The sequence below is a fragment of the Paracoccus sp. SCN 68-21 genome, assembly GCF_001724535.1.
Taxonomy (GTDB): domain Bacteria; phylum Pseudomonadota; class Alphaproteobacteria; order Rhodobacterales; family Rhodobacteraceae; genus Paracoccus; species Paracoccus hibiscisoli.
Window position 1 is genome coordinate 139,590 of the sequence record NZ_MEES01000006.1, and the last position, 22,874, is coordinate 162,463.

Annotated in this window: 34 protein-coding genes and 1 pseudogene; 10 read left to right on the top strand and 25 right to left on the bottom strand. The window is 63.3% G+C overall.

Going from position 1 to position 22,874, the window contains the following annotated elements; genetic code table 11:
* The first annotated feature begins 69 nt into the window (after nucleotides 1-69).
* From ABS73_RS03855 to ABS73_RS03865, 3 genes are all read left to right on the top strand, one after another.
* Nucleotides 70-264, top strand: a complete 195-nt coding sequence (locus tag ABS73_RS03855; protein WP_277019038.1) for a hypothetical protein — start codon at nucleotides 70-72, stop codon at nucleotides 262-264.
* A gap of 141 nt (nucleotides 265-405) precedes the next feature.
* On the top strand, nucleotides 406-579 hold the full coding sequence (locus tag ABS73_RS03860; protein WP_277019035.1) for a hypothetical protein: 174 nt from the start codon (nucleotides 406-408) through the stop codon (nucleotides 577-579).
* A gap of 120 nt (nucleotides 580-699) precedes the next feature.
* Complete coding sequence (locus tag ABS73_RS03865; protein WP_277019032.1) at nucleotides 700-849, top strand: hypothetical protein; 150 nt, start codon at nucleotides 700-702, stop codon at nucleotides 847-849.
* Between the two features lie 299 nt (nucleotides 850-1,148).
* Here ABS73_RS03865 and ABS73_RS03870 read toward each other — a convergent pair whose 3' ends face one another.
* From ABS73_RS03870 to ABS73_RS03910, 9 genes are all read right to left on the bottom strand, one after another.
* Nucleotides 1,149-3,419 carry an AAA family ATPase gene (locus tag ABS73_RS03870; RefSeq protein WP_277019030.1) on the bottom strand — a complete coding sequence of 757 codons (2,271 nt, stop codon included), beginning with the start codon at nucleotides 3,417-3,419 and terminating at the stop codon, nucleotides 1,149-1,151.
* 220 nt (nucleotides 3,420-3,639) lie between these two features.
* A complete protein-coding gene (locus ABS73_RS03875) occupies nucleotides 3,640-4,020 on the bottom strand; it encodes a hypothetical protein (protein ID WP_277019028.1) in 381 nt (126 codons plus the stop codon).
* The gene (locus ABS73_RS03880; RefSeq protein WP_277019026.1) at nucleotides 4,017-4,190 is read right to left on the bottom strand and encodes a hypothetical protein; all 174 of its coding nucleotides are present in this window, start codon (nucleotides 4,188-4,190) and stop codon (nucleotides 4,017-4,019) included. Before ABS73_RS03880 ends, ABS73_RS03875 begins: the two co-directional genes overlap by 4 nt.
* The gene (locus ABS73_RS03885; protein ID WP_277019025.1) at nucleotides 4,187-4,435 is read right to left on the bottom strand and encodes a hypothetical protein; all 249 of its coding nucleotides are present in this window, start codon (nucleotides 4,433-4,435) and stop codon (nucleotides 4,187-4,189) included. Before ABS73_RS03885 ends, ABS73_RS03880 begins: the two co-directional genes overlap by 4 nt.
* Nucleotides 4,428-4,706 (bottom strand): hypothetical protein, encoded by a 279-nt coding sequence (locus ABS73_RS03890; RefSeq protein ID WP_277019023.1) that lies wholly within the window; start codon nucleotides 4,704-4,706, stop codon nucleotides 4,428-4,430. The genes ABS73_RS03885 and ABS73_RS03890 overlap by 8 nt, the downstream gene beginning before the upstream one ends.
* 6 nt (nucleotides 4,707-4,712) lie before the next feature.
* Nucleotides 4,713-5,255: a hypothetical protein gene (locus ABS73_RS03895; RefSeq protein ID WP_277019020.1), complete on the bottom strand. Its 543-nt coding sequence runs from the start codon at nucleotides 5,253-5,255 to the stop codon at nucleotides 4,713-4,715.
* Nucleotides 5,252-5,764, bottom strand: a complete 513-nt coding sequence (locus tag ABS73_RS03900) for a hypothetical protein (protein WP_277019018.1) — start codon at nucleotides 5,762-5,764, stop codon at nucleotides 5,252-5,254. Before ABS73_RS03900 ends, ABS73_RS03895 begins: the two co-directional genes overlap by 4 nt.
* A 160-nt stretch (nucleotides 5,765-5,924) precedes the next feature.
* The gene (locus tag ABS73_RS03905; protein ID WP_277019015.1) at nucleotides 5,925-6,185 is read right to left on the bottom strand and encodes a hypothetical protein; all 261 of its coding nucleotides are present in this window, start codon (nucleotides 6,183-6,185) and stop codon (nucleotides 5,925-5,927) included.
* A 25-nt stretch (nucleotides 6,186-6,210) separates the two neighbouring features.
* Entirely contained in the window at nucleotides 6,211-6,426 is a 216-nt protein-coding gene (locus ABS73_RS03910) for a ribbon-helix-helix domain-containing protein (RefSeq protein WP_277019012.1), read from the bottom strand.
* A gap of 164 nt (nucleotides 6,427-6,590) precedes the next feature.
* Between ABS73_RS03910 and ABS73_RS03915 the strand changes: the two genes are divergently transcribed.
* The 4 genes from ABS73_RS03915 (at nucleotide 6,591) to ABS73_RS03930 (ending at nucleotide 10,456) form a co-directional block, all read left to right on the top strand.
* On the top strand, nucleotides 6,591-9,011 hold the full coding sequence (locus tag ABS73_RS03915) for a hypothetical protein (RefSeq protein ID WP_277019009.1): 2,421 nt from the start codon (nucleotides 6,591-6,593) through the stop codon (nucleotides 9,009-9,011).
* Nucleotides 9,008-9,139 carry a hypothetical protein gene (locus ABS73_RS03920; RefSeq protein ID WP_277019006.1) on the top strand — a complete coding sequence of 44 codons (132 nt, stop codon included), beginning with the start codon at nucleotides 9,008-9,010 and terminating at the stop codon, nucleotides 9,137-9,139. Before ABS73_RS03915 ends, ABS73_RS03920 begins: the two co-directional genes overlap by 4 nt.
* Before the next feature lies 1 nt (nucleotide 9,140).
* Nucleotides 9,141-9,809 carry a hypothetical protein gene (locus ABS73_RS03925; protein ID WP_277019004.1) on the top strand — a complete coding sequence of 223 codons (669 nt, stop codon included), beginning with the start codon at nucleotides 9,141-9,143 and terminating at the stop codon, nucleotides 9,807-9,809.
* Nucleotides 9,810-9,901: 92 nt separating this feature from the next.
* On the top strand, nucleotides 9,902-10,456 hold the full coding sequence (locus ABS73_RS03930) for an NUMOD4 domain-containing protein (RefSeq protein WP_277019001.1): 555 nt from the start codon (nucleotides 9,902-9,904) through the stop codon (nucleotides 10,454-10,456).
* On the opposite strand, the gene ABS73_RS03935 is transcribed toward ABS73_RS03930, so the two are convergent.
* The 16 genes from ABS73_RS03935 to ABS73_RS04010 form a co-directional block, all read right to left on the bottom strand.
* Nucleotides 10,453-12,666, bottom strand: coding sequence for a DNA polymerase (locus tag ABS73_RS03935; protein WP_277018998.1), 2,214 nt, complete (start codon nucleotides 12,664-12,666; stop codon nucleotides 10,453-10,455). The genes ABS73_RS03930 and ABS73_RS03935 overlap by 4 nt on opposite strands.
* On the bottom strand, nucleotides 12,659-13,093 hold the full coding sequence (locus tag ABS73_RS03940; RefSeq protein WP_277018995.1) for a deoxycytidylate deaminase: 435 nt from the start codon (nucleotides 13,091-13,093) through the stop codon (nucleotides 12,659-12,661). The genes ABS73_RS03935 and ABS73_RS03940 overlap by 8 nt, the downstream gene beginning before the upstream one ends.
* The gene (locus tag ABS73_RS03945) at nucleotides 13,090-13,332 is read right to left on the bottom strand and encodes a hypothetical protein (protein ID WP_277018992.1); all 243 of its coding nucleotides are present in this window, start codon (nucleotides 13,330-13,332) and stop codon (nucleotides 13,090-13,092) included. Before ABS73_RS03945 ends, ABS73_RS03940 begins: the two co-directional genes overlap by 4 nt.
* Nucleotides 13,333-13,341: 9 nt before the next feature.
* Nucleotides 13,342-14,061, bottom strand: a complete 720-nt coding sequence (locus ABS73_RS03950) for an FAD-dependent thymidylate synthase (protein WP_277018989.1) — start codon at nucleotides 14,059-14,061, stop codon at nucleotides 13,342-13,344.
* Nucleotides 14,058-14,261 (bottom strand): hypothetical protein, encoded by a 204-nt coding sequence (locus ABS73_RS03955; protein ID WP_277018988.1) that lies wholly within the window; start codon nucleotides 14,259-14,261, stop codon nucleotides 14,058-14,060. The genes ABS73_RS03950 and ABS73_RS03955 overlap by 4 nt, the downstream gene beginning before the upstream one ends.
* A complete protein-coding gene (locus ABS73_RS03960; protein WP_277018985.1) occupies nucleotides 14,258-14,536 on the bottom strand; it encodes a DUF2312 domain-containing protein in 279 nt (92 codons plus the stop codon). The genes ABS73_RS03955 and ABS73_RS03960 overlap by 4 nt, the downstream gene beginning before the upstream one ends.
* A complete protein-coding gene (locus ABS73_RS03965) occupies nucleotides 14,533-14,757 on the bottom strand; it encodes a hypothetical protein (protein WP_277018984.1) in 225 nt (74 codons plus the stop codon). Before ABS73_RS03965 ends, ABS73_RS03960 begins: the two co-directional genes overlap by 4 nt.
* Before the next feature lie 76 nt (nucleotides 14,758-14,833).
* Complete coding sequence (locus ABS73_RS03970; RefSeq protein WP_286693404.1) at nucleotides 14,834-15,478, bottom strand: ssDNA-binding protein; 645 nt, start codon at nucleotides 15,476-15,478, stop codon at nucleotides 14,834-14,836.
* A gap of 6 nt (nucleotides 15,479-15,484) precedes the next feature.
* The gene (locus ABS73_RS03975) at nucleotides 15,485-16,795 is read right to left on the bottom strand and encodes a DUF2800 domain-containing protein (protein ID WP_277018980.1); all 1,311 of its coding nucleotides are present in this window, start codon (nucleotides 16,793-16,795) and stop codon (nucleotides 15,485-15,487) included.
* A complete protein-coding gene (locus tag ABS73_RS03980) occupies nucleotides 16,779-16,967 on the bottom strand; it encodes a hypothetical protein (RefSeq protein WP_277018978.1) in 189 nt (62 codons plus the stop codon). Before ABS73_RS03980 ends, ABS73_RS03975 begins: the two co-directional genes overlap by 17 nt.
* A gap of 3 nt (nucleotides 16,968-16,970) precedes the next feature.
* On the bottom strand, nucleotides 16,971-17,648 hold the full coding sequence (locus ABS73_RS03985) for a hypothetical protein (RefSeq protein WP_277018976.1): 678 nt from the start codon (nucleotides 17,646-17,648) through the stop codon (nucleotides 16,971-16,973).
* A 27-nt stretch (nucleotides 17,649-17,675) separates the two neighbouring features.
* Nucleotides 17,676-19,007 (bottom strand): SNF2-related protein, encoded by a 1,332-nt coding sequence (locus tag ABS73_RS03990; protein ID WP_286693405.1) that lies wholly within the window; start codon nucleotides 19,005-19,007, stop codon nucleotides 17,676-17,678.
* 73 nt (nucleotides 19,008-19,080) lie between these two features.
* Nucleotides 19,081-19,467: a dATP/dGTP diphosphohydrolase domain-containing protein gene (locus tag ABS73_RS03995; RefSeq protein ID WP_277018971.1), complete on the bottom strand. Its 387-nt coding sequence runs from the start codon at nucleotides 19,465-19,467 to the stop codon at nucleotides 19,081-19,083.
* On the bottom strand, nucleotides 19,464-19,922 hold the full coding sequence (locus tag ABS73_RS04000) for a RusA family crossover junction endodeoxyribonuclease (RefSeq protein ID WP_277018969.1): 459 nt from the start codon (nucleotides 19,920-19,922) through the stop codon (nucleotides 19,464-19,466). Before ABS73_RS04000 ends, ABS73_RS03995 begins: the two co-directional genes overlap by 4 nt.
* On the bottom strand, nucleotides 19,919-20,443 hold the full coding sequence (locus tag ABS73_RS04005; RefSeq protein WP_286693406.1) for a DNA N-6-adenine-methyltransferase: 525 nt from the start codon (nucleotides 20,441-20,443) through the stop codon (nucleotides 19,919-19,921). Before ABS73_RS04005 ends, ABS73_RS04000 begins: the two co-directional genes overlap by 4 nt.
* The gene (locus ABS73_RS04010) at nucleotides 20,440-20,634 is read right to left on the bottom strand and encodes a hypothetical protein (RefSeq protein WP_277018964.1); all 195 of its coding nucleotides are present in this window, start codon (nucleotides 20,632-20,634) and stop codon (nucleotides 20,440-20,442) included. The genes ABS73_RS04005 and ABS73_RS04010 overlap by 4 nt, the downstream gene beginning before the upstream one ends.
* Nucleotides 20,635-20,859: 225 nt before the next feature.
* Here ABS73_RS04010 and ABS73_RS04015 point away from each other — a divergent pair, with 225 nt between their 5' ends.
* The 3 genes and pseudogenes from ABS73_RS04015 to ABS73_RS04020 all read left to right on the top strand — a co-directional run bounded on the left by ABS73_RS04015 (nucleotide 20,860) and on the right by ABS73_RS04020 (nucleotide 22,407).
* The gene (locus ABS73_RS04015) at nucleotides 20,860-21,276 is read left to right on the top strand and encodes a helix-turn-helix domain-containing protein (RefSeq protein WP_277018961.1); all 417 of its coding nucleotides are present in this window, start codon (nucleotides 20,860-20,862) and stop codon (nucleotides 21,274-21,276) included.
* Nucleotides 21,251-21,340 (top strand): annotated as a pseudogene (locus ABS73_RS16720) (hypothetical protein); the annotation flags it as partial. The gene ABS73_RS04015 and the pseudogene ABS73_RS16720, both read left to right, overlap by 26 nt.
* Nucleotides 21,341-21,408: 68 nt before the next feature.
* On the top strand, nucleotides 21,409-22,407 hold the full coding sequence (locus ABS73_RS04020) for a tyrosine-type recombinase/integrase (RefSeq protein ID WP_277018956.1): 999 nt from the start codon (nucleotides 21,409-21,411) through the stop codon (nucleotides 22,405-22,407).
* Nucleotides 22,408-22,874: the final 467 nt, after the last annotated feature.

Genomic DNA, 22,874 nt, shown 5'->3' on the forward strand with positions numbered 1-22,874 from the left:
GCGCCTGTTAGGCCGCCCCGCGCCGGGCGGCCGTGCTGGAACGTCACCCCAACCCGAAAGGCTCACACCATGACCATGACCATGAACAGCTTCCAGAAATGGGCCGATGACTACGGACGCGCCCACGGTTTCATCGTCCTGATGACCGGGAATTGGGTCACGATGCTGAAAGATGATCTTTCCGAGGTCTGTCACTCCGCCGCTGGCGTGCAAGCGGTCTGCGACCGCGACGCGGAAAAGCGCGATGCGCCAGAGGCGCTGTAGGCGTGCTGTGGGCCCTCATTCTGGCTGCCGCTATCCTTGCCCCCGCCGCAGCCCTATTTGCCGCCCTGTGCGGCCTCCTGGGACGTCTGGCGGCCTATCCCGTCCTTAAATGTATCCCGACCCGCAAAAGGAACTGATCCGATGACATCCACCGAAATGCGCAAGCACCCGCCTTTGGCTCCCGGCTACCACTTCTCAAACGTTGCGCCGCTAGGGCAGGATCCCGACTGGCGGGTTGAGCTTGCGCCGCCTGCCGCGTCTGGTTTTCTATTTGGGTACGAGCCCGCGGATCTTCTGGCCAAACAATATCGCTGACGCGCGCCAGCTGCACCACACAACGCCCCGCCCGGTTCGCCGCGCGGGGCTTTTGCTTGCCCGATCGTCGGCCAGGTTGCAGGGTGGTGGCGCCCCCATCCTGTGTCCGGAGATCCCGCCATGCTGTCCCTTGCAATCGTCTTTGCCCTGATCGCCGTGCCCGTCGCGATATGGGCCCTGCCCTTCCGCGCCTGCCGCGCCCTGAACGCTGGCCTTGTCCGGGGGCTGGATCGTTTCTTTGCCTGGGCGTTCCCGCGTCAGGGTCGCTGACATACAATCCCCGACCATCCGCCGCGCGTTTGACCTCATGGCGTTAAGGCTAAATCCCAACGTGCTGCCGACGCCAGCAACGCGACAGGCGGCAGTGGAGCAAAGCCCCATTTTCAGCCACTGGCGCGCCACTGGCGCAGTGGTAAATGGGGCGTGCGCCAGTGGATTTATCCTTAAGGCCAAATGACCAGTGGCGCAAATGGCCGTGCGCCAGTGAAACTAAAAAGTGCGCCACTGGATTTCCCCACTGGCGCACCTCCGATGTGACATACAAAAAGCAAATGGCAACAACTTTTGCCTTACCCGAAAACGTCCTCCGCAGCGACGCTTTTGACATACAACCCTTTGCGTGTTTTGCGCTGTGTTTTCGACTGATATTCGCGCGTCTCGATACGCCCTTCCTTCAACCAGGCCGCGATGATGACCTTCGCTTGTTCCGGGGACTTACCCAGGGTGGCGACGACCAGATCCCCGACCCATCGGCCCTTGTCCTGCGTCCGCGCCGAATAGCGTTCACCGTCCTCCATGCCCTCCCCGATCAACCGGAGTAACGGCGCCTCTTGGTCCCCCACCCCATCCCATGCGTCGGGCATCTGCCACGGCGTTGCGACCTGCACGTTGTCCCCGCCTGCATAGGCCCCTGCACCGTTGCCCAGCGCCACGCCCTCTAGCTTCAGCCATTCCGTCTTCGCCAAGGGCGGCGCCATGTTCGACTTGGCGTCGTCGATCCGCACATACATCCGCCGTTCCTCGTCAGGCACCCCGACACGCACCGCTTCCTCCGAAGACATGGGGGCCAGAGTGTAGGCCGAACGTGCGCCGCCGCCCTGGGTCGATCCGCCCCTCATGCTGTCCAGATCGCCCGCGATGGCGCCCTTCTTGGTGTGGTGGACGAGAACGACGGCCGCGTCCGTTTCCTGCGCGATCTGCGCGAACAGCCGCATCACCTCGTCCTGCGCCTCGTTGTCGTTCTCAGACACGCCATGCGACCGCAGGAACGGGTCGACGATCAGCACGTCGATCGCCTCCCGCTTCATTTCCTCGATCAGCAGATGGTAGTCCGGCTGGACGATGAACCCCGCGTCGGTTCCTGTGCCGGTGCGGACGATCTTCATGCCGCGGTCCCGTCCGCTGTTCAGCCGCAGGTTCTCCAATGCCGCCGGGCCCAGATCATAGTGCTGCAAGGCGGCCTTCAGGCGCCGCTTCAGTTCGATGATGTCGTCTTCCAGGTTATACAGCCACACCCGCAGCGGACGCCCGCCCTGCGGCTTGTCATGCAACAACGCGATGTTCGCGGCGCAGGACAAGGCCATCGCATAGGTGAAGGCCGTCTTGCCGACACCGCCCGGCGCCGCGATGAAGGTGACGTATTTCCGAAGGATCTTGTGCCCGTATAGCCATTCCCTCGGGGGTAGGTCGTCCAGGTCGTCCAGGGTCATGCGTCCTGCCGTGATCGGCGGGGTCTGCGCCTCGGGATTGTTTTCCCGCTCCTGCTCCGCGATGGTGTCGAAGATCGTCGTTCCGTGCTGCTGCCCGGTGGCCTCGTCTCTGGCGACAGGCTGGAACCAGGCATCCGCGCGGTTGAAGGCACCCTCTGACGTGGCATCGGCCTTCTCGTAGAGATAGGACGCGCCAACCCGGAACGGGCCCTTCATGCGTCTCCAGTCGGCCGCATAGACGTCCGGGTCGTTCGTGCGCCCGTGATCGTCCTCCCATCTGTCGCACCAACTGGCGTAAATCTCGAACGCCTCGTCCTCATGGTCTGGCAAGGCCGCCTTGATCGCATAGCCGAAATCACGATAACTTTCGCGCGACGGGAAATGATGCGAGGTGTTCGGCGTGGCGGCAACCGCGCGGCGCACCGTCTGGACATCGCCGCGCAGGGCCGCCTGGTTGATGTCGGTCGTGGCGCCTTCCCGGATCAGCTTCGGATCGGGCCCGGCCTGCGGCAGCAGGGTCAGCAGTTCCTGCAAGAGGCCGTCGATCTGGTTCGGCTCGAACAGCGGCAGGTCATCATAGTCGACCAGATCTCTCGGCCAGGTGTAGGGCTGGCGCGTGCCGGGGTGAATGCCGTGGGCCACGAACATCCGACCATCGGACAGCGCCTCGACGCGCTCGGCCTGGCCCCTGTCATCGCGGGGGCCGAAATCGATGCGCGTGTAGCTGTAGGGATCGGTCACGCGGCACAGGTAGAGGGCCTTGGGGTAGCGTCCGACCCGGATCGGCAATGCGCCGCCCAGGTGGCGTTCTATGGCGTCCCTGATGATGCGCGCGTTTTCCTCTGTCGGCGCGTCGGCGTCGATCGCGATCAGACCGGACCCGGTCTTGATGCCGATGCCGGCGCCCATGCGCTGCCACCGCTCGAGATCGGTTTCGTCAGCGACGTGCGGAACCCAGTCCCAAGAAAACCAGTTGCCGTCCCTGCCCTTGATGCCGGGTGTCTTGCCGCGGCCGTCCTGGGGCGTGCCGATGCGCTTGAACAGGGTGGAATTGGCCGAGATCGGGGCGGTCGGCGGGATGATCGGCACGAGGCTGGTGTAGCCGCGCGCCCAGAGATCGGCGAATTTCATCAGGGCCTCTTGTCGGTGCGGGAGCGGGCCGTGTCGTCAGAACGCAACATCTGCACGACAGACATCAGACAGCCACTTGATGTAGTTGGCGGGCTGTCGTATGGTGGCCTCACTCCTGTTGGTGGGGGTGTCATCTGTGTGATGGTGAAGGCGGGGAGAGATCCTCGCCTTCTTCCGTTCTTACGCCGGGCGCGTGTCTGCCGACAAGCCTGTCGTCATTTCAGACATCATCGCCCTGCATTTCCTCGGCATAGGCGTCGACCACGATCGAGGCGACGAACTGCGACATGCGGACCTCTTTTGGGCAGTTATCTATCAGCCATTGCTTCACGTCATCGGACAGCGCAGCGCGGAACTGATAGGGGAAGTTACGACCGATCGGCAGATCAACGGCGGGGCGCTTTCGCTCGGCCCGGGGCTTCCGGTTGTAGCGATTGTAGCTGACCGTCGTCTCGGATATGCCAAGCGCGGCCGCTACATCTGCGGCGCGGGCGCCAGCTTCCATCTGCGTTAGTATCCAGTCGTCACGCTCGTTTATGATGGCCGGGGCCGTGCCTTTTTTCATCCGGCCCTGGATGCGCAGCGGCGGTCTTGGGATCATGGCGCCACCTTGCGCTTGTGCGCCAGGATCGCGTGCGCCGTCGCATAGGCCCCGTTGCCGCGGGCGATCTGCGCGGCCTTGTCCAGGGCTGCGTTCCACTCGTCGGTTGCGTAGGGGTCTTTCGGGTTGCCGTCCGTGCGGGGGCCGGGGGTGAGCATCAGGTCGGTCACGGCTTTCCCTCCTGTGCGATCTTGGCGAGGGCGGCGCGCAAATCGTCCAGTTTGGCGATCAGGTCCGCACTTAGGTATTCCCGGTCATGAAAAATGGCCTGTTCGACCATAGCCGTTCCCGCCTCCACCAGTTCCCGCACCACGGCGTCGTGGTGGTAGCGGGTGCCGCCGGGGAACGGCTGATCATCGTGCTTGTCCAGCATATCGAACGAATACTGGAGCCAGATTGTGCGTGGCTCACTCATGGCTCTTGCCCTCCTTGGGGTTGCGGCGAAGGGCGCGGTCCCGTGCCTTGATGAATGCCGCCCATGCCTTGCCCTTAGGGCCGTTCTTGCCGCCGCGATCAGGTGGGGTGGCTTCATAAGCGACGTGCAGTTCCAATGCTTCGTTCATGTATTTTATAGCGCAGGACGCTTCACGACACGTTTCCAGCAGTGCATCCAAGCCGTCACACTGGCCGATGTAATCACGGTCCACTAACAGTGCTGCAATTTTAGAAAAATATTCGCTTGTCATTTTGCTCTACCTCACAAGGGTTCGAATAAGTTTGGCAGCTTCTTTCCGGCCATCTCGCAAGCCCTGATGATGCGGCCCCGATGTTGGCTTCCCGCCCTTAATTGGCTTCACGTCAGCCAATTTCGCCGCCGCCTCAATCGCCGCGTTCCACTCCGCATCCTTCACGGCGGTCAGGGCTGCGGTGGCTTCGGTGGGTGGGGTGAGTGTCTCGATGCTGTCTTTGCATCCGCACGCATAATACGCTTCATCAGCCGCAGCATCCCGCCCCGCCTCCCACGCCGCTGCTTCACGGGCGCTGGCTTCGGTGAGCTGAACCATCGCCGTTGCCGACGCCCCGCATACGGTGTTGTGGGCCGCCTCCGCCGCTTCCAGCCGCTCACGCAGGGCTCGGGCAGCATCGGCATCCTCCATGTCCCGATAGTGCCGGTCTTGGAACCACTTGCTTGCCGCGTCAAAATAAGCCTGCCGATCAGCCGCGTCGTTTGTGCGGAAAGCCTTGAGGCGCAGCTTGTCGATGCGTGCTGCCACATCCTCGCGCGTCGGAGTCATGCCGCACCCCCGTTCTGCGAGAGGGCGGCGCGGATGGTTGCGGCGAACCCGCTGCCGGGATGGATTGCCTCCAGCTCAATCTCGGCTTGACGCAGCAATTCCGCGTAACGCTGTGCTTTCGCCCGCAGATCGTTGGCAGGCTGCGGGGCCGGGGCGGGCTGCGAGATCACGGCGACAACGGCGTCCGTGATCTCGTCAAGCCGTTCCGATACCGGCACGAAATCATCCTGCGTCATTGTCCCGACGCTCCACGCCTCCCAAACGCGAGTGCAGTCATACGCGCCATATGATAGTTCGCCTTCAAGCGCGGTGCGAACAGCCGCCCGCAGATCGTCGGCAGGGGTGGCGCGGCGGTGGGCTATGATGATCTCGCGCAACTTCGGCTTGATATTGTTGAAGGCGTGGCCGGACATGGTTGATCCGGTCGCGTTCATCCACTCAACAAAAGCCCAGCCCTGTTCATTCAGCAGGGTTTCGTCCAGCGCCTCGTCGGTCAGTCGTTCGGTCATTTCCGTGCCTCACTCTCGGTAACGGCGACAAAGCGCCCGGTGGATTGATACGCTGCGATCAGGTCAGGGCGTCCGTCTGTTGCGGGGCCGCTCTGGATCGCGCTGTAGCCGATGTGCAGCACGGCAGGGGCGGGGCGGCGGGCGTAAGGAACCGGGTTCTTCATTTCATCACCTCGACAGCACAGGCCATCGCCTCTGCACCGACGTAATTGGAACAGGCTTCCGGTCTGGTGGGAGCGGCGAAGGCGCTGCTGGCCATCAGCCACAGCAGCGCACCGACCGCAGCAGCCAGAACGAGCAGGCACAGGCCGTCGATCAGCCGGGCACGGGAGGTCCGCTGCGGGCGCGCGGGGCGTTCGTCCCAGAAGCCCTTCAGATCGTCGTAGTCGGGGTCGCCGGAACGGCGGTTGTCGCGTGTCATGGTGGTTCTCCGTTGGTGGTCGGCGTCAGCCGAAGATGTTGTTGGTGTCGGTCGTCGTTTCAGACGCGGCAGGCGTGCCGGTCTGGCGCGTCAGATCGCGCTCCAGCAGCGCGACGAAATAGTTCGACCGCGACATGCCTTTCTTGCTCGCGATCCGGTCCAGCTTCTTCACCAGATCGCGCGGCAGCCGCATGGTCGTGCTGACCTTGCTGTTGGCCTTCTGGACCTGTTTCGCTCTCATGTTCGGGGCCTCCTTTCGTGTCGTCCTTGTAAGGTTGTATGTCAGACTTGACCGACACGCAAGCTATTTGTCAGGCACAATTCGCACAGCCTGACATTCTGCAAGACATCGCCAGACAGGTCCGTTATGATGCGGGCAACGATTTCAGGTGATTGAGGCGCGAAATGGCCGATACGACCCCTTATGTGCGGTCCTACAGCTTCACGAATTACCAGGCCGACGTGCCTGACAAGCCGCTGCCCGGCGACCGGCTGGACATTGAACTGGACAACATCGCGGACCGGTCCAAGACGCTGACCGATCTGGTCAATTCCGGCTTCAAGGTCGATGCGAACCTGGGGGACATCGTCACGGTCGCAGACGAGATCGGCAAGGTCGTCTTCGTGGCCGACAACATCGGGGACGTCCGCGCCGCGGCGGGCGTCGCACCCTACGTCCAAACGGCCATCGCCCTGTTCCTGGGCGCCTTTCCCGAAGATCCGTCGACCGGCACGAACGGCGGTCCGCTGACGATCGGCGCGACCTATTACAACACCGTCGTCAGCCAGTCCTTCGTCTGGACCGGCAGCGGCTGGACGCCCATCGCGCAGGTCAGCATCGGCGGGGTGCTGCAGGGATCGCTGGTCGTGTCCGGCGGCTCGACAACCTTTAACATCGGTGATTTCGTCAGTGTGACGGTCGCACTGAACGGTCAGGTGCTGCGGCCCGGTATCGACTTCACGCCGGCCAGCCCGGACATTACCATCCCGGGCGCGGTCGACGGTGGCGAGGTGACGTGGTTCGGCATCCTGAAAGGCTCGATCACCGATGCCGCGGCCTTCGTCAGGCAGAGCATCCTGACGACCACGGCGACGCGCTACAGCAACAACTCTGCAGGCCAGCCCCTGAACCTGACGCCCAGCAATCACATCCTGTTCGGGGCTGCACCCTTCGCGGTGCTGACCTACGGCGTCGATTACACGGTCGATGCGGGCGACGTCGTGTTCAGCTTCACACCCGACGCGGGCGAACTCTATCACGTCTTCTCGATGCCGCGCTTCACCAATACCGAAGCCCAGGTGCTGCTGCAGGACTACGAGAACCGCGTCCGCAACGACGCAGGTCGGGCCGAAGCGGCGGCAGCGGAGGCCGTCGCTAACGGCCAGTTCAACCCTCCGACCGCTGCGGCTGGCGTGTTCCGACCGATGGTTCAGCGCGCCCGTGACAGCGTGTCTGCGCTGGACCTGATGACGGCGGGTGGGCTGGATAGCGCGGTGCGTAACCGTGAAGCGACCAGTGCGGATGCAGGCGATATCACGGCGGCGGTGCAGGAGGCTTTGTCGGCCTGCGCCGCGAAGCGGTGGCGGCTGGACCTTCCGGCGGGGCGGTTCTGGTTCAACGACAAGCTGACGGCCAACACGCCGGTCAGCATCATCGGCGCGGGGATGGACGCGACCGATCTTGTGTGGGCGTCAGCGTCTCCGGCGGAGGGCATTGCCGTCAACGCGGGCGGGGTTGTAGCCGTCACCACCATTCGCGACCTGACCATGCGGACGGGGAAGGTCTCGCAGGATTATCCGATCACGCTGGACTATTCATCCCTGATCAGCGGTGGCATCATCCTGCCCCGCGCAGAAAGCCATGCGAAAATCCAGCGGGTTCGGACGCGCGGCACCGGCACATTCACCACGAACGGCTGGAAGGGCGGCATCAAGGCGATCAGCCTGTTGGGCTTGGACCTGGACAGCGTTCGGCTCAACGGCGTTTACACGGGCGCTTATGGGTCCATGCCGCAGAGCGAAGCGGGCGTTTGGTTCGGTGGCGCGGGTTCTCCGGTGCAATTGACCATGCGTGCGTCGATGGTCAGCGCGATGCAGGATGCCGTTTATACCGAAGATGCAGAGGGCATCTACATCCACAATAACGAGTTCGTGACGGTTGGGCGTGGGTATCGCTGTGTCAATGCCGTGAACGAAAGCGGGCTGGTGTTCACGGACAACCATGTCGCAACGGTGGATAAGGGCATCGTTCTGGAGCGGATGGCCGAGGCTATCGTGCGCGGCAACATTTTCTACACGGTCAACAACGTTGGCCCGATTGATTTTGTGACCGTCGGAACCGGCTGCGATGACGTGGTGATCGACGGCAATATATTCCGCCGCCTCGGATCTGTCTCGGTTGTGCGCTCGGTTGTTGTGACCGCTGGAGACGGTATTCGGGTTGGCGACAATCTTCACGACATTGGCAGCACGAATACCGCCATTTCTGTAACCGGCGGGCGGGCGATTGTTGCACCGCAGACGCTGGAGAGTGCGGCAAACCCACCGTTCATCAACACCACCAGTCCATCGCAGTTTGAAACCTTTCGAGGGTTCACGGGCGACTTGAACAACATCAACACGGACTGGCGGACTCCGCGTCAAATTCACACTCTCGGCGCAGGCGTCGTCAACGCGCCGGGGGCATGGGGGGCGACATCGGGGGCTATCATCGAAACCCTGAGCGTGGACGCAAACACTGCTTGGCAGATCGGACGCCACCCTAACGTCTCCAGCACCGTCTATAATCGCCGCAAGACCGGTGGAGCGTGGCAAGCGTGGGTATGACCGCCCGCCTGATCCGCCCTGACGGCACTGTCGCGCGGGTCTGGCGCACCATGGACCCGCGCGCCGCGCTGACGGCTGACCGCAACTGCCCGCCAGGATGGCGGGTTCTGATCGAGGAGGACGCCTGACATGGCCCTGAACCCCCTATCCGCCCGCGACAAGCAGAAAGGCCTGCTGCGGACCGACATCGTGCAAACCCTGGACACCGCCCAGCAGGCCAACGTCCGCACAGCCATCGGCGCTCCGCCCGCCACCCGGAGCATCAGCACGGCGGCCAATAGCGGCCTGTCCGGCGGCGGCAATATGACGGCCAACCGCTCGCTTTCCTTGGCGGGCATGGCCGCGGCCATCCGGGATCTGACCGGCGCAGGAACCGGTTTCATCGTCAAACTGGTCGGAGATAATGCGGTCCTTCGGTCGTTCGGCGTTGGCAACGGACTGACCGGAGAAAATCTCGGCGGCCAGGCGGGCAATCCAACGATCAGTCTGGGCACGCCGTCGCCGATCACCCGCACCAGCACCAGCAGCACCACGGCTAACAGCCACAGCCACGAATTGCCGCAGGCCGCTTTCCGCGACATGCTGGCGAACCATATCGGAGTGAACCAGATCGGATCGCTGATGTTCGCGACCTATACCGGGCCAGACCGGCTTTATGGCGAGACGGTCAGCGGGTCGACGCTGCGCCCTTCCAGCGACAACGGCATCCAGCCGGGATCGGACATCGCAGGCCAATGGCGGTGTCTGGGGTATGGGCGGAACGGCTCCAGCACGCTTTGGCTGAAGATCAGCAACTGACCAGCGAAAAGGGCCGCCTCTCGGGGCGGCCCATTCAACCCTTGCATAAACTTTAGTCTTTGTTATACTCTCCCTAACCAAGGAGACTAGCAATGATTGATTTTGAATGGCGGGACGTTCCCGGATGGGAAGGTGAATATCAAGTTAGTACGGAGGGAGATGTTCGATCATTAGATCGTCGCGCGCCCGTCGTTAATAGGTTCGGAAATATTGAGAACCGCTTGCATAAAGGTAAGCAATTAAAACTCACGGTCGGTAAAAATGGATACGCGATGGTGTCTTTCACGCGACCCGGAGGTGAACGAAAATCTGCCACGGTTCATTCTATCGTCGCTGAAGCGTTCTTGGGGCCCAAGCCTAAAGGGACAGAGGTTTGCCACGACAACGGGGTTAGGTCAGATAACAGGGTTCTGAACCTGCGCTATGGAAGCCGATCCTCAAATGCTATGGATCGGCACTTACACGGCACCATGAACCAGGCCAAAGGGGAAGTTCATTACTTCTCAAAGCTATCAGAGAAAGACGTCCGGTGGATCCGTGAAAACGCCCCGCGCATGACACGCAGGGCAATGGCAGAGGTTTTGGGCGTTTCGCATAGCACCGTTAGCAACGTCGTGAACGGTGTCCAATGGAAGCACACCGCCTAACTTTTGCGATACCTTTTTCCGGCCCATCCGTCTGCAGTCAGCGGGAGGCCGTCGGCCCAGTCCGGCAGTTCGCAGATCAGCCGCTCGAACGCGGCCAGATCGCCGAAGCCCCGCGGCACCTCGCACAGCATCTCGTCGTAGGTATGAAGGACAACGGGATAGCCCGCGCCTTCGGCCTTCCGCATCCCGTTGACCAGCAGGTCGCGCGCCGTCGCCTGGACGGCCGACTGGAACAGATCGCCCCCGTAGGTCCGCTTGCGCACGAAGCGGTTGGTCGTCCGGTCCATGCCCAGATACGAGATGCCCGGCGACGTGTCGCCCTGTACCTGCGCCAAGCCCTTCGCGGCCAGCTTCTCGGCGGCGTCCCGATCCATGACCTCGGCGTCCGCGTAATCACCGCCCTCGGTCTTCACCTTGACCCAGACCTGGGCGGACAGCTGCGGCGACGGGAAGCACAGGACGCGCTTGCTGGGCAGCTGCATCCACAGATAGCCAAGGCGGGAAATTAGGCGGCATCGCGCGGCGTCGTGGACGGTGCCCGGGCTCTCGATCGCGGCGCGCGCTGCGCCTTCCGTATCCTGCCAAGCCTTTGCGATGGCCGCGTTCTGGGCGCGCCAGCCCTGCACGATGACATAACAGGCCATCCATGCGTTCTGCGACATATCACGCGCCCCGCCCTGCCCCCGTGCGAAGCTGAATGCAAAGCGTCGGGCCGCCTTCTCGCGCATCTCCAGGTCGGTCTTCTCCCAGATCGGGGCGTGCATGGCGTCCAGATCGACCCGGTAAAGACGGGCCATCGTGCCGAACGCGGACACACTCCCTCCGAAACCCAAGGCCAACTCGGCCGGCTTTCCGATCGCCTGTCGGGACCAGTGCTTCTTCGTGACCGTCTCCAGCGGCAGGCCCAGGATCCGCGCCGCCGTCTGGCGGTACATGTCGGGGATCTTGGGGTCGGAGATGATGCCGTGCATCGCCTCCAGCTTCCATTCCTCGTCGGCCAGCCACGCTGCGACGGCCCCCTCGATACCGGAATAGTCGGCCTGCAGAAACTCGTGCCCCGGCGCAGCCAGGATGAAGCCCCGGATCGCATCGGACAGAAGGTGCATCGGACGGCCGAGATCGTCGCCGTAGAGCGTCATCAGCACGTCAGGGTCTTCCGTGCGGATCGCGCCGAACAGGGTGGCCGTGTTCAGGTGGGCGTCGTCGTAGATGCCGCGGGTCCGCGGCAGGTTCGACACATTGACGCCTGTCGATGTCCACCGCCCCGTGCTGGCCCCGTGGTAGGTGTAGCACCCCCGGACACGCCCGTCAGGGCTGGCCCTGTTCAGGAAGGCCTCGATCTTCGTGACCGACGTCTTCCCGCCCTCCAGCCGCAGTTCCAGCGCTGTGCGAACGGCCGGCGGCAGATCGGTCAGCTGCAGCGCGTCGGCCAGGTCCCCTTTGGCCCCGCCCGGCAGGTCAACGCCCTGTGCTGCGCACCACGCGACCAGCTTCCCGATCTCGGAAACCTTCCTGACGGAACCACCGGTGGCCGCTGCCATTTCCTCGTCTAGCTTCGCTTTGGCGCGCTCAGCCAGCTTCACGGCAGCCCTGGCGGACTTCGCGTCGATCCGCAGCCCGCGGCGATTGATGCGCTCGGACAGATGCCAGACGTCTTGCTCGTCGTCGGATAGCGGGACCAGCAGCTTGTCGGCTTCGCGCTCGGCTGCGACGTCCAGATCGCAATACCGCTTGTAGGCCTCGAAGTCCGCAGGGTGGGCGGCGGGATCCTTGACCTGACCCTTGCTGTCGGGGATCGAGAACATCCGCATCAGGCGGGCGCCCTCCTTGTCCTTTTTGATCGGCAGGTCCAGCGCCTCGCCCAGCTTGTCGAGGCTCTGGGGCAAGGCCATCGCCAGGCCTGTCGCCATCGTGCAGGAGAATTGCTCATAGGCGGGCATGGGCCAGCCCGCATTTGCGGCCAGCCACTCGAAACAGCGCGTCTCAAACCCCGCGTTGAACGCTTTGATCTTCCCACCGGCCTCGATGTGGCTCTTTAGGTCGGCCGGGCACGGCTCGCCCAGTTGCCACCGCTGAATAGGGCCATCTCCGATGGCGTAGGATCCGATCAGCACCTTGGCTTTGGGGCTTTCGAAATAAACATGGCTCCCCTGCTTTGGCAGGTTGACCGGGCTATATGTCTCAAAATCGCAGATGCAGGTTTCAAGCATCGCCCATCTCCATTCCAATGACCTCGACGCCCGCTTCCGCGAACATGGTGGCCGCCGCCGCGAACTCGTCGTCCGGCATCGACGTCTGGCCCGGGCCGACATAGACCCGCCGGATGCCGGCCTGGATCAGGGCTTTTGAGCATCCCGAGCAGCACATGTGGGTGACGTAGACGCTGCAACCTTTTGTGCGGATGCCCTCGCGCGCTGCGAAGGAGACCAAATTAATTTCGGCGTGGGCTGAAAATTTGTACTTCTCGGGCCGTTCCCGGCGCGCGGGCATGTCCCGGACGCCCCGCGGGGGGCCGTTGTAGGCGCAGAGCCGCACTTCGCCGTCCAGGCCGACCAAAGCTGCGCCGACCTGCGTGCTGTCCTTGGATTTAAGCGCAGCGTGTCGCGCAAATCCCATCAGATACTCATTCCAGTTCATCCGAAAATGTCCTCGTCCTTGGCCGCGTCGGCGGCAGGTTCCAGCACCCGAACGGGACCGGTCAGCGCGTCCTTGATGCCGCGCGACGGGATGGCCGCGGTGATGCACCGCCAGCCCTCCGTCTTGCCGTTCGCGCGGCGCACATTGCATTGGAAGCCCCCGGCGCACGGCCAGACCGTCAGGGCGGTGAGGCCGCCGCTCTTGGCGGCCTCGTCGATCAGTTGCTCCAGGGTCGCCATGATGGCCCCCTAGAACAGCAGCGGCATGACGCCGTGCAGGGCTTCGCGGATCTGCGCCGCCAGCTGGCGATGCTCCTTCTGCGTCTCATGGCGCTCGCGCACGTCCAGGAAATGCACCCAGGACCGGACGGTGGCGTTCACATAGAGGCGGCTGACGGTCAGGCCCTCCGGCAGGATGACACGGGCCGTCTCCTTGGCCTCGCCGTTGTCCAGGCGGCACTGGTATTCCGCCGCGATGTGCGACAGGACATCGGTGTTGCTGAACTCGGCATTGCGACCGGTCGCATCATCGTCGATCGAGGACTGGCGGTTGTCGGGGTCGGCCAGACGGCCTTCCCGCTCCACGAAACCCGGCACCGCGCTATATCTTTGCGAAAATTCTTGAACGCCGCCCGCGTGCTTGTCGATGCCGTCAGGGTAGAATGACAGGCACTCGTCATGTTCGACCACCAGCATGCTTTCGTGGCGGGTGAACTGGCGGGTGATGTCGCGGGGGCCGACGATCTCCAGATTGATGTTGGCCATCTGCATGACCGACCATTCCCCGCGCGCCTTGCAGCTGGCGATGAACTTCTCGGACGAGATGACCTTCTCGCCGGCCAGCTGCTTCTCCTGGTTTCGGATGTTGCTGACGCGGGACTGGTAGACGATCAAATCTTCGGTCGTCGGGATGTCCAGCACGACCGGCTTGGTCATCGCGATGACGCGGACGTCGAACAGGTCTTTCATTGGTTCGCCCTCATTTTGGAGAGTGCGCGCGTCAACTCCATGCTGGCGCGCTTGACGCTCGCGGTGTGTTCCCCGCCGTCATAGAATGGGTCCATATCGACGTGAGGCTGGCGGGGATCTTGTTCGTGACGCAGCGCCGCGATGCGGGACAGGAAACGCAACGCTTCTTGTTCCGCCAAGTCGATCAGATGCTTCTTCATCCGAAAATCTCCATGCCAAGCGCCTCGCCATAGAGGCGCAGGATCGCGTTTTCTTCCGCGATCGCGTCCTTGTCGCGGCGCCGCAGCGCCACGATCCGGTCGATCGTCTTGGGGTCGTAGCCCCGGCCCTTTGCCTCGGCGCGGACCTCCTTGATGCCTTCGGCGGCGACGGCCTTCTCGTCGTGCAGCCGCTCGATGCGTTCCACGAAGGCGCGCAGTTCATCCGCCGCGACCGTGTAGGCCTGGTCGCCGCTGTTGTGCCCCGGGCCACTCATGACCGGCCCTCCACAGCGTCAGCCAGCTTGCGCAAGCTGGCTACAAAGTGGAGCTTGTGGTCGTCGCCGAGGCCGTCGAGGATATCGACCGCGTCGTCCAGCAGCGAGCCGGCGTCCAAACCGCCGGCCAGTCCCCGCCAGAACTCCTCGGCGAAATGGCCGTCATCCTGCAACTTCTCCAGCACATCGTCGGCACCGATGTCGACGCTAAAATAAGCCATAGCCTTACTCCTGATTGATGGGGGTTGGACAAGGCCGACGATCCGGCCTTGTCTGTCGTCGTATCAGACAGTCAGGTCAGCCGAAAAGGCCGCCGGCGCCCGCGCCGCCCTTCGTCTCGTCAGGGGCCTTCTCGGCGGCCACGGTTTCGGCCTTGAAGAACTTGTCGGTGTAGACGCCGCCGCCACCGCCCAGGCTGTCACCCGACTTGATCTTCTGGAACGCGCCGATGTTGAACGTCACGCCCTTGCCGGTCTTCGGGTGATCCCAGGTGAAGGCGTTGACGACGGCATAGCCGTAGTCGCCGGACTTCAGTCTCGACGGGTCGTTCGACGCGATCTTCTGGACGAGTTCGTCCACGACCTGCGGCGGGTAGTTCTCGCCAGAAGATGCGCGGATGAAGAAATGGCCCTCGAAGCCGGGGTGGCGGTCGCCGGTCTTCTTGCTGACGCCCTGGGGGCCGTCGCCGTTCAGCACCGGCAGCTTGATCGCACCGTTATCGATCATGGTGCGGATCTTCGCCTCGTCGCCCCAGCTGGCGGAGACGCAGGCATCAATGATGGCGTTCTGCAGCGCCGTCAGGGTGGTCGTGTCGGTCTTCGGGATCAGCAGCGTGCAGCCGTATTTCGGCGTTTGGCCTTCCTCGGCCGCGCGGGCCTCGAACAGGTTCTGGACGAAGGATGCGCGGACCAGTCCGGTCATGATGTCTTGCGAGCGTGCCATGTGTTTTCAGTCCTTGTTCTGTGCTGTGAAAAAAGAGGTGATCGGCGCGGCAATCTCCTGCCGCATCGTGTTGTCGAGGCGCACCAGGTTGGTGCCGCCAGTCGGCGTTTCAGACAGTTCGGCCACCAGCGCGGCCTGGTCCTTCAGCGCCTTGCGGACCTGCTTGGGCGTCCGCAGCTTGCCCGGTGTCAGGAACAGGTCGGTCTTGATGTCGGCCATCTCGCAAGCGAGCGTGACCTGATCTTCGACGCCGTCCTTCCACTTCTCCCGGCCCGTCTTGCGAACCAGGCCGTAGCCGGTGGCGGGGGAACCGCCCTCGGCCAGATGGTGTTCATGGGCCCGAACCTGCTTCACCCAGTTCTCGATCATGTCGAGCATGTCGAGGCGCTTCGCGCGCTCGTCGGGGTCGGTCTGTTCGGGCACATTCGCCAGCTGCGCATCCCCTGCCGGGGTGAACCAGACGCCGACCGCATCCAGCGCCGCCTGCTCCAGCGCCGGGCATGTCGCCGCGGCCTTGCAGAAGGTGCTGCCGCAATGCGGCCCCGGGTTCAGGTAGGCCGCAGCCCATGCCGCCGGCGCCAGATCGGCGCGAGCGTCCATTGCTTCCTTGGACAGCCGCATCGCGGTCAGCATGTCCCAAGTCCAGTCGACCAGGTCCATGACGTCGATCGTCTCGGACCGGATACGGCCGTCGGGGTGTGGCGCGCGGGGCTGGACGATCGTGACCTTGACTGCAGACGCCGTCAGGCCCTTGTTTTCCACCATAGCGCCAAGCCCATACGTGCAAAGCTGCGGGTTTCGATCGCGCTTCTCTTTACCGTCTGCGTCCGTCGTGATCTTCACCACTTCGACGACCACGCCCCTGCCGCCCTTCAGGTCGACGACCTCGATCAGTTCCCATTTCGGGAACCAGATCACCGCGTCGCCCGTGCCGCCCGCGTCGAAGGGCGTACCAAGAGACGACAGGTCGAACCGTTGCTCTACCATCAGGACAGCGTGTTCGCCCGTGTCGGCCAGATAGTCGGCCATGCGCTTGCGCACATAGTCGATGTAGGTCTGCGCCGTCTCGGCCATTTCCTCGTCGACCTCGAAGGAATACTTCTTGCCCTTCAAGGTTGTGCCGATGAAGCGTTCCGCGTCGGTCCCGTCTCGTAGACAGACGTCCCCGATCTGGTGGCAGCAAGTTCCCCAGTCTGCGGCCTCGCTGGTGCTGTCCGGCAGATTGATCGTCATCGCCAGCGCGCCCTTGCAGGCGAAGTTGCGGGCCGAGGCGCTGGCCGACCAGGACGCATGGTCGCGGTCAGCGTGCGCTTGCATCGCCAGTGACCTCGCGCATGTAGCGGAAACCCGGTGTGACGACCGCGACCATAGTCCTCCCGCTCGTGAAGGTAAGCGCACCAGTATCCGTGTTGAAGTAGAAGCTCTCCGCCTCGAACACGACGTCTTCCATGTCGACGTCAAGGCACACTTCGAACTTGCGAAGGGACATCGGTCAGCCCTCCATCTTCGCGGTCAGCGCGTCGATGACCAGCCTGAACGCGGCCGCGTCCTCGGGGATCTCGGACAGCTTCGTAACGTTGCCGGCGGGGAAGTTGCTATTTAGGATCGCCAGCAGGTCCGTGGTCAGCCGGTCCATGCCCATCTTCTGGCCGTAGGCCATCATGGCGGCGCGCACGTCGTCGCGGGTCGGCTCGGCGGCCGTGGCGTTGGCCGGGTCCGCGGCCTCGTCGGCAGCGTCTTGCGCGTCGTCCTCGGGGCTGACACGTTCCGCGCCGGTCGAGATAGCGGGCTTGGGTTCGATGTCCGCATTGGCGATTTCGCGGCCTCCGACCTGCTGATCTGCGAAATCGGCGGCCTCGTCTTCCTCGATCTCGGCCTTGGTTCTGCGGGCCTTGCCGGGGGCGGGCTTGCCGCGCTCGCGGACGATATGGACCTCGTCCACCGGTTCGTCAGTCGCCTTTTCAGACACGTCCGACACGGCATCGGGGACGTCGTCTGCTTTGGCCCGGTCGCGCGGCTTGTCTTCCGCATCGAGACGGCGCGGCTCGGGCATCGCCAACGAGACGCCGCGGCTGTAGCCGATGGCTTCCATCGCGCGGGCCAGATAGTTGCTGGCGGCACCGGCGCGGATGTCGTCTTCGGGGATGTAGACTTCGATTTTCATGGTCATGGTTTTAGTCTCCTTGTTGATGGTCGGTCAGCGCATCACAGAATTGATGGCTTGCCATTTGCGAAGCAGGACGGATTGAATTGCGTCGTCCACACTTCCTTCTAGCGTCGCAACGCGGACCCTCGGGGTACGGGCTTGGCCGAAGTTCGTCACGCGGAAGGCCATCTGGGCCATTTGTGCAGGCTGAAAGCTGCTTTCCGCGAAAATCAGTTCCGCCGCGGCGGACAGGTCGATTGCCTCGCCCGCGGCCTGGATGTTGCCAATGAACACCCGGATGGCCGGATCGGTCTGGAACGCCGCGACGTTGGCCTCGCGCTCTTTGGCGCTGGTCGCGCCGGTCAGCGTCACGACGCCGAACTTTGCCAGCTGCTCGGCCAGTTCCGCGATGACGTCAGTGTGCCAGCCCGCCAGGACGATCTTGTCCAGCCCGCTGTCAAATTCCTCTTTCAAGGCTTCGACCAGCGGCGCGACCTTCAGTTCGCCCCAGATGCGGCGGACCGGGCCCAGATGGTCGTCGCGCAGCCCGTCCAGATCGCCCGCTGCGATCTTCGCCAGAACCTTCGCGTCGACATTGGTGCGCTCGGCGGCCTGGGCGCGCTTAACGGCGACCGGGGACGCCATGAGCGGCATGATCTCGTAGATGGGGGCCGTGATGCCGACGTCCTGCTGCGTGCGGCGCATGTAGAAGCCGTCCAGTCGCGCAGCCAGTTCCTCCAGGTTCTGCCCGCCGATGATGACGTCGACCCAGCGATGAAATCCGATCTTCTTGGGCTTGATCTTGCAGTAGCGGCGCTTGAACACGTCGATGTCGCTGACGTCCGGGCGATCGCCGTCGGCCTCCAGACGTTCGGGTGCCAGCGCCTTCAGCATCGGGAACAGGTCGAAGGGCGAGTTGGGCATGGGGGTGCCGGTCAGGCACCAGACGCGGGCCGCGCGGTGCGCCAGGCCGCCGGCCATATCGAAGGCCGCGATCGTGCGCTTGGCATCAAAGGACTTGGCATAGTGGGCCTCGTCCAGGATCAGGACGTCCCATTGGCGCTTCCACAGCGCCATTATGCGCGCGGGATCGGCCATCTGGGGCCAGCCGACGATGACGACTTCCGCGTCGTCCTGGAGGCGGTCGCCGCCTGCCAGTATTTGGGTCTTGTGGCCGATCATCGACCAGTCCGCAAAACCGCGTCTCCAGACCGGGCGGCCCGATGCGGTGGTGACGACCAGGATGCGGCGGGCGCCGACCATGTCGGCCGCCATGATGGCCGTGCCAGTCTTCCCCACGCGGGGAAGGTCTGCCAGCAGGGCAGTTCTTCTCTCGGCGAGGAAGGCGGCTCCTGTCAGCTGGTGGTCCTTGGCGATCATCATCTTCTAAACCTGTTCATCCGGTGCATCATGTAAGCTGTTGTATGTCACCATTTCAGACATTGGCGACACGAAGTCAATCCGCTTTCTTCCGAGCGACCGACATTTCTTCGATCATGCGCGACGCCACGCCAGCGACGCCCGGCTTATTGTCGACCAGCGTGCCCTGCGCTTCTGCGTCGATCAGGATCGCGCAGCAGGCCATGACGTGCCCGAGATGATGGATCTTGCTGTCGGACGCCTCACGCTCGCCATCCCACCATGCCAAAAGGTGGCGAAAGGCGGCGTCGTAGTAGGTGGCGGCGTCGACCGGGCGGGACCGCCAGTTCATTAGGCCATATTTCTTCTCGCCGTCTTCCATCGCGAGCCCGAGCCATAGAATTGCCGATGGCGGGATGGCGTGCAGTGGCGGTTTGGCGCGTCCTACTGCCGCCTTGGGGTTAGTGCTGCCGTCCTCGGTCATCCGAAAACATCCTCTCGTTCATGGGGCCACGCATCGGGCCATTGGTCGGGGGTGAAGGGGCGGACGACGATCCAGGTGCCCGGCTTGTCGCCATATCTCTTGCGGACACGGCCATCCACGACTTGCCCGTCATCGCCCCAGACCACCAGGTTCAGCGCGTCGACCGTCTTGCCGTAGTTATCCCAGTCCGGCTTGCTTGTCGGCAGTTCCCGCATCTCGCGGGCGGCATCCTGGCGCTTCTTCGGCCACGAGGGGGCGATCGGCACCACGACGAACATATCCAGGGCCAAGGGCCCTTCCAGTGGCGTGCGGCCCGTCATGGCCTGCATCGCTGCGTATTTCAGTTGGGCCTCGAAGGAGGCCGTCTTGGCGGGCGTGTAAGCCCTGCCCGTCTCGCGGTTGAAGCGCGGCCTGCCCTTCGGGACCGGCTTGCCCAGAACCGCGATCTCGATCATCCGAATATTCCCCGGTCTAGGACAACGATCTGCTTGTCTCCCGGAATATCCTGCAGTCGTTCGACATTTCCGACACCGTAAGCAGCGATTACTGACGGGGCGCCCGAATTAGCCGCGGCCCGCTTGCCGTCGACGTAGTGAAAGTGGAGGCGCCCGCGCAAGAAAGCGAGCGCGTCGGCCTTCTTCCATACATGCTCGAAGAACATGTCTGTTTCCGTCCGGGCAAAGATCAAGGCCATTCCGTTGCCGTGATCGGCCAGCCGGTCCAGCCAATTCGCAGCTTCTCGGCCGTAGGGAGGGTTCAACCAAACACGTCCGAACCAAGGAAGGGCCAGACCGTCAGCCACAGGGCCGATGGAGGGCCGCCCGTAATGGACAGAGGCCGTATCCCAAGGGCGGCGGTTACTGGGGCTGCAAGGGTCAAGATCGAAAGGGCCAAGGGCCTCGACCAAAGCGGGAGGCGTCAACCATTCATCGTTCTTCATGGCTGCAGACTGATGGCCCCCGATACCCTGGTTCATGCCATCGCCGCCACGTCAGGCGACAGCAGCGCGTTGGCCGACATCTTCGCCAGCAGCGGCCAGTCGGTGTTCGTCGCGATGCCATAGAGGTCGTTGTAACCCTGCGCGCGGTATTCACCTTCGCGGGCCTGTCGGCTGGCGCGCCAATAGTTCAGCGCCTCCAGTTCTTTGAACGATCTGCTCGGCGTCATGGTCATCCCCCATTTTCGATTGTCGCCCATCATGGGCGGACGTGTCCGCAGCAACAAACATGCACATTTGGACAGTTTCTGTAAGGCGGCCTGTATGTCTTGCCGACCTGCCTGACATACATCCTACAAAAATAAGGGCTGGTCAAGCGGAAATTGTATGATATACATCCTGACATACAACAAACACGACGGGCACCACAGATGGCTAAGAATGTAAGGACTTACATGGGGAACGACGCCCCCACCCCGGAGGGGGAACGGCCTAAGCACCTGACGAAGCAGGAGTTTGGGCGCCGGGTCTATCGCCTGATGACGGAACGCGGCTGGCACCAGAGTGAACTGGCCCGCCAGGCGCAACTGACCCGCGACGCCGTGTCGACCTATGTCAACGGTCGCAGCCTGCCGGACCCGCGCAACGCGCAGAAGCTGGCTGACGCCTTCGGCATGACGGTCGAACAGCTGCTGCCGAACCTGGTCGAACAGTCGATCGACCGCGATCCGCCGGCGATGGAGTTGAAGGTCAGCGCCTTGAACCCGAACGTGGCGTGGCTGCGGCTGAACCGCCTCGTCGAGACGGAGAACGCGATGAAGATCATGTCGATCCTGCGTGAAGACAATGCAGCATCTTCTGACGGAAGCTGAAGTCGCGCAGCGCCTGCGCTGCTCGACCTCGAAGATCAAGAGACTGCGGCTGTCGGGGGCCCTGACCTATATCCCCGGCCGCCCAGTCCTGGTGGCCGAAGATGATCTGAACGAATATCTGGAGTGTCTGAAATGTCGATCCCAAGCATCAAACAAGCCGCCAACGGGGTCTGGTACGTCCACTGGACCGATGGCCGACGCAGCAAGCGCGAGAGCCTGGGCACTCGCGAAAAAGCGGAAGCCAAGGCGCGCTTCGCGCAGTGGTTGATCGTCGATGGGCAGAACAAGGGCGCGGCGCCCGTGGAATATAGCGTGGCCGATCTCTGGACAGCCTACGAGAAAGGCCATGTCACCACGCTGGCGAGCCCTGCAACGGCCGTCTTCTCGTGGAAGAACCTGGCGCCGCATTTCGCCCACCTCGCGCCCCGTGACGTGCCCGGCGCGGTCCCGGCCTATGTCGCCAAGCGATCGGCCAAGGTGAAGCCTGGCACGATCCGCCGAGATCTCGTCCAGCTGCGCGCCATCCTGAACTGGGCGTCCGACCCGCGCCGCGGCAAGCCGCTGATCGAGCCGGTCCCGCCATTCACCATGCCCAAGGAAGGGCCGCCGCGGGATCGCTGGCTGACCGACATGGAAGTGCAGCGCCTCTATGCCGCCTCGGACGACGAGCGGATCACCCTGTTCATGCGCCTCGCGCTGGAGACGGCCGGTCGCAAGGCCGCGCTGCTGGAACTGACCTGGGACCGGGTCGACTTCGACACGATGGTCATCCATCTCGCGAACCCGTCCCGGGAGACGACGAAGAAGCGGCGCGCCAGCGTCCCGATCTCGCCGACGCTGCTGCCGCATCTGGAGGCCGCCTATGCGGCCCGGCGCGGCACCCACGTCCTCGGGAGGGGCGGCGACGTCTATCAACAGATCCAGCGGATCGCGAAGCTGGCGAAGGTTCCGGGCGTCAGCCCGAACGTGTTCCGCCACACGGCGGCGACGAAGATGGCCCGGCGCGGCGTGCCGCTTTGGTTGATCGCGAAAGTCCTCGGCAACTCGCTTATAATGGTGGAGCGTGTATATGCCAAAAGCCAACCCGACGACCTGCGGGCCGCAGTCAATCATATCTCTGGAAGGGGGTGAAAAATTGCGCGCAGAGATGGGCGCAGCGCCCGAATTGGGCGTCATACATGCCTGACATGACCTGACAAATACCTATACTGACCCCAGCAAATGCAGGCCACATTGCGTTTTTACCAGACATACACCTGACAAACATTCCCTTGGTAAGGGTGAGGTCGAGAGTTCAATCCTCTCTCACAGCACCAGTTTTTCTTGAGTGACATGAAGAACTTGTGCTAGTTCAGAGGCTTGAAGCCCCCTCGGTGGTATACAGAGGTGGCATACATGGCCCTCCGAATGCCCAGCCCGACCAAGCATACCAAGACCGGCGTTTACTACCTGATAGTCCGGTCCCCGTCCGATCTAGTGCGCTCCGGTGCCCGTCCGGTGACCTTGTTGCACATCTCAGTGATGGGGATTCACTGAGCGCGTCCTGAGGGTTAGGTCGAGGGCATGCCGAAGCCTTCCCCGATCCGCTACCGCACGAC